The organism is Streptomyces sp. SID5910, from assembly GCF_009862125.1.
Taxonomy (GTDB): Bacteria; Actinomycetota; Actinomycetes; order Streptomycetales; family Streptomycetaceae; genus Streptomyces.
Genome location: NZ_WWHX01000074.1, coordinates 1 through 1635 on the forward strand (window position 1 = coordinate 1; position 1635 = coordinate 1635).

Genomic DNA, 1635 nt, shown 5'->3' on the forward strand with positions numbered 1-1635 from the left:
CGTGCGCCGCCCGGTCGGGGAGGCGGCGCCGGGGAACCGGCGTGGCGCATGCGGCGTCCGGCCCTCTCGCCGGAGGGCCGGACCGGTCCGCGCGCCTGGGCCGGGCGGCCGGGCGGCGGGTGTCAGCAGGTCCGCGTCAGCGGGGAAGCGACGCGGGACCCGCGACGGTCCGACCTCCCCGCCGGAAGGCCGGACCGGTCTGCGTCCCCGCGCCCTCACTCCGGTGGGAGGGACCAGTCCGCGTGCCCGCGCCCTCACTCCGGACGGCCGGACCGGTCCGCGTGCCCGGGCCGGGCGACCGCGCGACGGGGGTCAGTGGGTCTGCGTCAGCCCGGAGACGTCCGCGTCACCGGCCCCCGTCCCGTCACCCGCGTCCCCCATGCCGTTGTCGGCCTCGCCGCCACCGGCCTGGTCGCCGGCGCCGGTCCCCTCTCCCCCGGACGGGTCGCCGGCGCCCGCTCCGCCCGCGCCCGCGGCGGCGTCGCCGAGTGTCGCGCCGACTGCCTGGAGGGCCGTGGTGACCGGCTGGAAGAAGGTCTCGCCGCCTGCCGTGCAGTCGCCGCTGCCGCCGGACGTGAGGCCTATCGCCAGGCCGTCCTGGGTGAACAGGGAGCCCCCGCTGTCCCCGGGTTCCGCGCACACGTCGGTCTGGATGAGGCCGGTGACCGTGCCCTCGGGGTAGTTCACGGTGGCGTCCAGGCCGAGGACCTGCCCGTCGGCCAGTCCGGTGGTGCTGCCCATCCGGAAGACCTGCTGACCGACCGTCGCCTCCGCCGCCCCGCTGATCGGGACGGTCTGGCTGCCGACGTTCACCTCGCTCGGCGCCTCGGTCGCGGGGTCGTCGTACGTGACGAGCGCGAAGTCGCCCTGGCCGGGGAAGACGGCCTGGTCGACGGTGGCGACCGGCTGCCCGCCCTGCGCGTCGGACCACTCGGCCGCCGCGACCCCGCAGTGACCGGCCGTCAGGAAGGCGGGCGAGCCGTCGGACGCGGTGACGTTGAAGCCGAGCGAGCACCGGGCGCCGCCGCCGAAGATGGCGTCCCCGCCGGACAGGAACGTCTTGAAGGTGCCGGCGGACTTCTTGAGGGTGGCCATGCCGGGGCCGAGGCCCTCGACGGTGGACTCCAGCCGGTCCCACGAGGCGCCGGTGACGGTGCTGTCGGCGGTGACGAGGATCTTGTTGGTCCGGGGGTCGACGGCCCACGAGGTGCCGGGAATGGTCGCCTCGGACTTCAGGGTGCCTGCGCCGGCCTTGAGTTCGGCGATGCTGTTGTCCACCTCGCGGACGGCCGCGCCCGCCTTCTCGGCCCGCACGACGACGTCGTTGTTGTCGCCCGCTACGACGTTGACGACGAGCTGCTGCTTGCCGGCGTCGTAGTAGGAGCCGGCGAAGGCGTCGCCGAGCAGGCCGGAGAGCTGTGAGGCGAGATCCGAGGCGTCCGCCGCCTTGAGCGTCCTCGGCGCGGCGGCGGTGCCGCCCGAACCGCCGTCGTCCTGCGAGGCGTTGGCGTTCGGCAGCAGGACGGCGGCCGCGCCGAGCGCCACCACCGCTCCTGCGGCCAGTGCGGCCTTGCGCTTCGGGATTCGCTGGTGACTCAACCTTCTCGACCTCCTGGGACGGGGTCCGTGCCGCCA

Annotated in this window: 1 protein-coding gene; it reads right to left on the bottom strand. The window is 75.6% G+C overall.

Annotated features, from left to right (window positions below; genetic code table 11):
• Positions 1-312: 312 nt before the first annotated feature.
• On the bottom strand, positions 313-1599 hold the full coding sequence (locus GTW67_RS03100; RefSeq protein ID WP_161163246.1) for a S1 family peptidase: 1287 nt from the start codon (positions 1597-1599) through the stop codon (positions 313-315).
• Positions 1600-1635 lie beyond the last annotated feature (36 nt).